The sequence below is a fragment of the Nitrososphaera sp. AFS genome (assembly GCF_009898475.1).
In the GTDB taxonomy this organism is placed as follows: Archaea; Thermoproteota; Nitrososphaeria; order Nitrososphaerales; family Nitrososphaeraceae; genus Nitrosopolaris.
In genome coordinates this window covers 1-7,252 of the sequence record NZ_QURE01000145.1, presented here as the reverse complement: position 1 = coordinate 7,252, position 7,252 = coordinate 1, and the positions used below count along the sequence as shown (strand labels likewise).

The following is a 7,252-nucleotide window of genomic DNA, read 5'->3' as shown; positions in this document are numbered from 1 at the left end:
TACTTGGAATGAATCGATCATTTTCTGCACCATCGGTAAGTACTTGTCATATTCGCCAACTCCACCTTCATAAGTTATTATATATGCTTTATTGCCTTTTATTGCCCCGATTTCCATATCTTTGAGTACGGTGTTGCCATCCTGATATGTATATACCAATTTGTATGCTGGTAAGGTCGCAAGAACATTGTTGGTGGTTGAGTCAATCAATTTGAAATCCTTAAGTGATTGTTTCAAGTCACTCAAACCTGCACTCGAGTATTGAGCTACTGACGTTCCCTTTTCGTCTGAAATGTCATCTGTACTGACATCGATGCTAGCATTGGAATTACTTGATGGTGGATAAAGGGTAACGATATCAGTTTCTGTGTCCTGTTTTGTCCCGTTTTGTACTATGTCCCAATTGGAAGGATACTGGAATTTAATTCCGTCCGTAGAGTTCGCATAAGTTAACAGGTTTGTTGGACCTGGTTGGGCTAGAGCTACGAGCTTTGAAGTGACAATCAAAGTCAATCCTGACAATATCAGAACTAGTACCAACATTGGTACTACTGTGTTACTCTTCATAGATTATTACCAGTGACTGATGTCACATTTAAGTGAATCCACCAGTCATCCTGCCGAGTAAATTGACCTCACATATGTGAAACCATTTCTTTTGTAATTTTGTGATCAAATTTAGATGAGCTTCTAATTCGTCATATTGTCAGGAGTCTAACACCTTCTCGACAGATTGATGACAACCAGCCACAAAAAATCTACCACGATAATATGCCAGTTTTGTTTTCAAAAGCCGTCCTCAGTTAATTCAGTTAGGAAATTATGATTGGCTGTATTAAAGCAAGTTATCAGAATATTTATTTAATCAACTTATCGCTGTGCTAATCTCCCACTTCTAACATTTGGCCAAAGTCAGTATATATTGGCACAGCCGAAGAATTTTAAATATTTGGCAGGCAGATGCAATCCAAGATCAACGCTACGATTATTATTTATTGAGGATTAAAAAAGAGTCACCTCTCCATGACAATTTTATAAATCTCCTAGAAATGCGATGCAAAGTAACTATAATAATAATAATGTCAAATTCGATTCAATCGAAAGAACTTAGAAAACAAAAAGGTTAGTACGTCAACGGTACAAGTTACCCAATATTATCTCGTTATGATCCCATGCATTGAATGTATTACTCCCATTGTTGTTCGTACCAAGGGAAGTATTACCAGTCAGAGCCATCTTGTAGTTTAGCTTTTGTAATGGGCCTCTCTCCTTGACTGAAGCTGAGCTATTCTAATCCTGTGATACTAATGCAGGCTGGTAAATATCAGCATATTTCATGACATTGCATGGCATCAATAGGTCATGATAGAATAATAGATTGCAGAATGAAATAGTTCTGGCCCATGCTTAATCGATACGAATGAACAACCACCGGAACAAGCTATTAAAACTCAAGATAGGAAGGACTACTTTACAATTGCCTCTTACCACAATTAGTACAATATCTGGCATTTGATTTTATTTCGGAACCACAGCCAATGCAAGTTTTTGGCGCAGCGATGTCGTGTGGAAAAGTATCATGTTTAGGAACTGTCATATTTTCGACATGGCCATACATTTTTGTGACCGCTCCGCTGGGTTGGAATGTGTCATTGACATCAAAAAAAGAAGTTTTACTCTTAGCCTTCTTATCTTCAATGTAAGACATCAGTCGTGGTATAGTACCTTCTTTCTCCTCTGAACTATTTACTGGCTCTCCAAGCCACATTGCAAATTTCTTTAGGGTCATTTCGGGAGTAGAAAACGTAAGAGAATGCGTTGACATGTATTCTTCTGTTGCGGCTTTTGCGTTGAATATCTTCATGGTCCTTTTTGTCGATTCACATTTTTAATTATTGCGACTTCCCACATTTATTGCAGAATTTGGCTCTAAGAGGGATGGTCGAACCGCAACTTTTACAAATCCTAACACTACCAGACTTAGCGGAATCTGTAACGGCAGTCGAGAGTGAGGGGCTTGAGATAACATCCATAGGTTTATCTGCCCGCGCTGGGGCGTTAGAAAGATTCTTCTCAATTGCTAGTTTGAGCTCAAATAAAACTTCAATGGCACCAGTACTTAGCGATGTTGACCTAACAAGGTAATCTGCTAACTTGGGTATAAAGTCCTGTTGATTCACCTTTCCTTTCTTATATAGGTCGGTTGCATCGACAAATGATTCATATTGTTCTTGAATGTCGTCGGCAAGTTGCTTCAATTGCTCTGCTACGGCTCTTAAATTGTCACGATTGTTTCCGACAGACATTGTCGAAGGTCTTGTATGACTGGTTAATAAAAGTTTGAGTTCTTAGCCTTAATTTTTGATAGCGAACAGCGAGTATAAACCTTGAAAGAGGCTTTATTCAGAAGAAGTAATAAATCATCGCTTGTGATAGGAGCTGGTAAATTCAATCGACAATATATGTATATATACACTAAGGCAAGAATTGCTCTTACGATTTAATGGAGGGATGGTCTAGACTGGTTATGATACCTGCCTTACACGCAGGTGGTCATGGGTTCAAATCCCATTCCCTCCATTCTGTCCATGGATTCTATCTGTCGGTATTTTGAAAGAAGCGGCAAACATCAACGGTAGTAGCGGGGTCAGCAAATAAAGCAAAAAGTATACAGAAAAAGATAGACACGCCAACCGCCGGCCTATCGTCCAACAAGTCAATTTTATCAATTAGCCCAAGCTAGTTCGAATATGGCATCTATTCTATGTAGTTTTTTGATTGCAGAATCTAACGAAAGCAACATCAAACCGAGCGCAAAATCAGCCAGATTATTGATTCCGGAAAATTGCTAAATACGACATAACAGCATACTTGAATCCCCTAGCAAAGACAGAATCAAACCATCCTTCGCATAAATGGGTTGATACATATAACACACTACAAATAGACTTTAGATGGTTATATGATCAAAATCAATCAGATCTGAAGAAAAGGTGACTCCTCCAGTATCAACCTTACTTCTTGTATGGCGTTTACATTGATGTGTGACCAGTTGTATTATCGAAATTCAAGTGATGTATGGCAACCTTACCGTATTCTTACATCGTTAGCCCCAACAAAGTCTACCTCAATTGTTTGTTCTTCAAATCCAATTAGGGTCCATAATTGATTGATTTTCATCCTTTTTACTTTAAAGCCCATATCCCTGAACAATTTCACAATATTGCGAACAGCATTATCGTTCTCCTTGTTCCATACACCAGCGCGTATACATAAGAATTTCTGGCGTCCATTTTTTTCGAATTTTAGTCCACCAACCAAGCGCAATTCCCCTGCCATTCTAGGCATTCCATTCGACAAAAATAGACTTAATAGCCCATTGTACAAATAATTTAACCTGATCAATAAACCGACACGTGGTAAATATCAAAGCCGCGCGAATCCTTTAACAGTCATACGCTGGATCAATGCATTAAGAGTTCTATCAAAATTTGGAAATTTATCCATATTACCGGATCGTATAGACACTATAGAGTACTCATTTGTGCTCGAGGCCATTTTTTCAAGAATCACATGCATACCGGGACTATCATCATAAATGCCGCGTGCTCTTTGTTTGACATTAAATCCTTTTTCAAGTAAATGTTTTATCGCCTCTTTGGTTCCACTGTATAACCTTTGTAGAAGAATTGTCTTTATTACTGACAAGCACTCGTATAAATGCAATCATTCTACCATCTTATTCTATATCGATCCTCCGCCATGTGACGTTCCTACTTCATACTCGGGCAGGACATTATTACTTGACATCTATTGAGCCTTTCTGTCTTACTATCGAGTCACTTTCTTCAGAATATTTTTAGCCCCTGATATCATACTATAGAATCCCGCATGTTCTTGTTGAAGCGATTCGGTCCGACGACCAGGTGACGATGTAGGCGCGCTAGGAATTATTTCCCTGTCAGAAATCAAAGTGAAATCAACACTTGCAAACCCGTCTACTCTACATACGTCCTTATGACATTTCCATGTCAGAGGAATATTGTTGTATTCTGGGACTCCATTGTCCTTGTACGTCGCGGCCAGTAACCAATTATTGGCTGGCGTTCCATTTGATTCAAAAGGATTGGTATCGATCCACATCTCCCAATTAGAAGATTTGCAGTCTGCAGCAAGGGCATGAATTGTTTTTACGCCAATCCATTTTCCGTTGTCAGCAAGAGGAGGGGGACGCGAAATAGTTAAAGATGGCTTTGCATGCACGTATGGAAAGTGTGCGTAATTGTAGTTGACTTGGATATCCGAATGTGTTGCAGTAGGATAAACCATTTCTATCAGTGAACGAATAGCGTCCTCATCTCTACCGCCTATTTTACAAGCATATGCCTGATGCGAGTCAAGATCACCATTGACACGGATAAAGACGGTAAATTCACCTGAGCCAATTCCTTTATCAGTATATAAATATCCAGGGTTGTTCTGCCAAGAATGAGACGTCTTGTTTGCCCATTTACCGCCATCAGGATAAACGTCCAGTCTTACACTTCTTCCCGGTTTTGAGCCAGAGGCATAATTAATGGGATTGCCTGTTGTGTTAAAATACTTCAGGCCATTTGCCGCCGTCTCGGCTGTAAATGGTAATTGTGAACCCTTCCCATAAGAAATGTTAAATTGTGCTGTTGGGCGTGATGTATTAGAGCCTCCTTTATACGGATTATCCATGTTCAAATAAAATTCTGTTCCGCCTGGTGCCGTAGGATAAATTTGAGCAACACCGTCTGGGCCTGTTGACCACTTAGACATTGTAAGTTATTGGGGCCCCTGCTATATAAAAAAAGTAAGGAAGGAGCATCCACATTCTATTAGAACGGGTATTTTTATTACGATTACAGGAGATCCAGCGTTAGTGGCGTAAACATTACCGTTCTTTGAATCGTATACGACTCCATTCGTTGTCGAACCGGCCGGAAATGTATCAGTCAAAGTATTTGAACAGGATGTTTATCACAGAAACTGCATTAGAATAAACATCAGCAACAGCAATATCCTATCAGCGGGATCGTATGCCAAATCTGGATTATGATGAAAAGGTTCGGTGTTATAGGCGATTATTTGCAGTGTTTTATAACGGTGACATTTCCAGCGTCGCAGTCGACAGAGAAATGGTTTCTGCTTGCTAAGTATAGAACATGATTATCAGGCAGACATACTGGTGTTATCCATCGTACCATCACCGAAAACATTTTAGTTTCTTCTAAAAAAATATTCCGAATACCAATTGTAGAGCGGTATCTATTGTCATTGATTCTATCAGAAAGAAGTGTCTTTCACATTAACTGCCTTTGAATATCTATAACACTCATCGAGCGTTTTTGGAGATGTCTCTTTATCTTCATCTGGTAATCTGTCTGCAAATCCTTTCCGAGTCGCAATTCCTTTTGTTAGGATGTCTTCATCCGGAAAAAGACTCAATACAATGTGTGTATTGATTATATCACAAAAAGGGTAAGAACCATTTATGGGTTACGCTTTTACCATTTCTCTGTTAATGAAATTCTGAAAGGCAGGATTGAACCGACCGTTGGGTTCTACTTGCTTCCATGTTTCTACTATTGTTCCTCTTCGAAAACAATTTCTCATCCATTGTAACCAGCCGGCCCACTCATTATCATCAAGTACTTTCCTCTGGCGCATCGCAAAGGCGTGAGCACACATCCAGAGAATATAATAAGAGAATGCCATTTCTTTGGCTGTTATACCGTACGACTTTGGGTAATCGTGAGTGTCTATTCCGCTTATTACTTTTGCCATTGATGGATCCGCCATAATAATTTCAGTCATTCTGTGAAATTTCTCATCCAAATCATTCAGAACCCTCGTTTCAGTGTCACTTGATAACGCCTGTATATGCCTCTTCGAGAAATAAAGTGTCAGGACCATCGTCCCTACTATTCCGACTGACTGTGCCAGACTGAGCGTGTCTGAAAATCCTATTAAGACCATGTGTGATCATGGAAACCGCTAGAATTAATTGTACTGCTTCATGGTAGCATACCCCTCCAGATTATGAATCAGTCAATAAATCCTATCCATCAGGTACTTTCATATGAGTAAATTACCGACATTAGAAGAAAGAATTAACTGTAAAATTCAAACAAGTAAAGAATAATATACATTCAGCGCATAACCCAATATATACAGAAACACTTAACATTGAAATAGAAGTATTGCAGTGGGCTTTAGCTGAAAAAACTGCTTTGAGAAATTCTTTAGCATTAAAGGAATGTCAATAGTAAGGAATCCGGGAGAGAGAGGACAGGAGAAAAAAGTAATATAGTACTAGAGGACTCTTGAGACTAATTTAATATTTGTACATATGAAAAATTACTCCGTTTTCTTAGTCTTGCAATATTCAAGTTACTACTGACAGTAGTAGGGTTTTATGCTTTGGAGTAAAGTGCGGATGCAATGTGGAATTGTGCGTAATAGTGGTGGAAGTGTTTGTGCTGGTTCTCATTATGGGGGCAGAAAATCAACCGTTTGAGTGAGAAAGAATCTATTTGTAAGTGTGGTCACACGAAAAGCCACCACTGGAGCGCTTCTGGACTCTATAGGTATCAAACTCGTTGTGCTGTAGCCAAATGTAACGGTCTCTCCTTTAGACCCTAAGTGGAAAATTTGGATTGCAATGGATTGTTCACAAATTCTTCTACAGCGGCAATTAAACAAAGATTCTAGTAGATTACTTTATTTAATTAGTTAAACATCAGATACCTAGGTAGGAGGAGATATATGCAAAAATGGGTATTAACAACAAACAGTTTCTTCTTAACCAAATAATATGGATAGGAATATCTCTAGGAATCAGCATAATAATTTCGATATTATTGCCATTTCCAATATCATTGGTTGCCATTGTAGGAGTCTTCATTTTGCTCAGTTTCTATATGAGAAAGATAAAGATGAAAAGAATGGGCTCAGGAGAAGGAATTTTTGGTTCTGGTATCGGTAGTGACAAATTGAAATATTACTGCATGAATTGCGGATCACAACATTGTCAAGCTGCCTGTCCTAAATGTGGCTCACAGATGAAAAGGGTTGGATCTTAGCTTGTAAATTGTTGCCAATAAGAGTAGTAATGATCAAGTCAATTAAGGATCTAGAGGCACTGATTGCTAATGTATCTACAAATACTTGGCGTCTATTTCTTCACCCTTGCTCAAAACCAAAGTAATTTAGTTGGTTGCTTAAA

Annotated in this window: 8 protein-coding genes and 1 tRNA gene; 2 read left to right on the top strand and 7 right to left on the bottom strand. The window is 38.8% G+C overall.

The window, feature by feature from the left end:
• The 3 genes from DYY65_RS11770 to DYY65_RS11760 all read right to left on the bottom strand — a co-directional run.
• On the bottom strand, nucleotides 1-567 hold a 567-nt coding region (locus DYY65_RS11770), incomplete at its 3' end, for a PsbP-related protein (RefSeq protein WP_162478148.1).
• 904 nt (nucleotides 568-1,471) lie between these two features.
• The gene (locus DYY65_RS11765) at nucleotides 1,472-1,864 is read right to left on the bottom strand and encodes a zinc ribbon domain-containing protein (RefSeq protein WP_162478147.1); all 393 of its coding nucleotides are present in this window, start codon (nucleotides 1,862-1,864) and stop codon (nucleotides 1,472-1,474) included.
• Between the two features lie 28 nt (nucleotides 1,865-1,892).
• Nucleotides 1,893-2,306, bottom strand: coding sequence for a zinc ribbon domain-containing protein (locus DYY65_RS11760; protein ID WP_162478146.1), 414 nt, complete (start codon nucleotides 2,304-2,306; stop codon nucleotides 1,893-1,895).
• Between the two features lie 199 nt (nucleotides 2,307-2,505).
• On the opposite strand from DYY65_RS11760, the gene DYY65_RS11755 reads away from it, so the two are divergent.
• Nucleotides 2,506-2,580 (top strand) — tRNA-Val (locus tag DYY65_RS11755).
• 507 nt (nucleotides 2,581-3,087) lie between these two features.
• Here DYY65_RS11755 and DYY65_RS11750 read toward each other — a convergent pair.
• From DYY65_RS11750 to DYY65_RS11730, 4 genes are all read right to left on the bottom strand, one after another.
• Complete coding sequence (locus DYY65_RS11750; RefSeq protein WP_236561822.1) at nucleotides 3,088-3,348, bottom strand: hypothetical protein; 261 nt, start codon at nucleotides 3,346-3,348, stop codon at nucleotides 3,088-3,090.
• A gap of 78 nt (nucleotides 3,349-3,426) precedes the next feature.
• Complete coding sequence (locus DYY65_RS11745) at nucleotides 3,427-3,708, bottom strand: hypothetical protein (protein ID WP_162478144.1); 282 nt, start codon at nucleotides 3,706-3,708, stop codon at nucleotides 3,427-3,429.
• A 123-nt stretch (nucleotides 3,709-3,831) separates the two neighbouring features.
• The gene (locus tag DYY65_RS11740; protein ID WP_162478143.1) at nucleotides 3,832-4,803 is read right to left on the bottom strand and encodes a hypothetical protein; all 972 of its coding nucleotides are present in this window, start codon (nucleotides 4,801-4,803) and stop codon (nucleotides 3,832-3,834) included.
• 720 nt (nucleotides 4,804-5,523) lie between these two features.
• Nucleotides 5,524-6,003 carry a hypothetical protein gene (locus tag DYY65_RS11730; RefSeq protein WP_162478141.1) on the bottom strand — a complete coding sequence of 160 codons (480 nt, stop codon included), beginning with the start codon at nucleotides 6,001-6,003 and terminating at the stop codon, nucleotides 5,524-5,526.
• Nucleotides 6,004-6,800: 797 nt separating this feature from the next.
• Between DYY65_RS11730 and DYY65_RS11725 the strand changes: the two genes are divergently transcribed.
• On the top strand, nucleotides 6,801-7,109 hold the full coding sequence (locus tag DYY65_RS11725; RefSeq protein WP_162478140.1) for a hypothetical protein: 309 nt from the start codon (nucleotides 6,801-6,803) through the stop codon (nucleotides 7,107-7,109).
• Nucleotides 7,110-7,252 lie beyond the last annotated feature (143 nt).

Bases quoted from the DNA above. Each gene is read 5' to 3' on its own strand.
- DYY65_RS11740 (WP_162478143.1), bottom strand. From the start codon at position 4,803: ATGTCTAAGTGGTCAACAGGCCCAGACGGTGTTGCTCAAATTTATCCT.
- DYY65_RS11750 (WP_236561822.1), bottom strand. From the start codon at position 3,348: ATGCCTAGAATGGCAGGGGAATTGCGCTTGGTTGGTGGACTAAAATTC.
- DYY65_RS11730 (WP_162478141.1), bottom strand. From the start codon at position 6,003: ATGGTCTTAATAGGATTTTCAGACACGCTCAGTCTGGCACAGTCAGTC.
- DYY65_RS11725 (WP_162478140.1), top strand. From the start codon at position 6,801: ATGGGTATTAACAACAAACAGTTTCTTCTTAACCAAATAATATGGATA.
- DYY65_RS11760 (WP_162478146.1), bottom strand. From the start codon at position 2,306: ATGTCTGTCGGAAACAATCGTGACAATTTAAGAGCCGTAGCAGAGCAA.
- DYY65_RS11765 (WP_162478147.1), bottom strand. From the start codon at position 1,864: ATGAAGATATTCAACGCAAAAGCCGCAACAGAAGAATACATGTCAACG.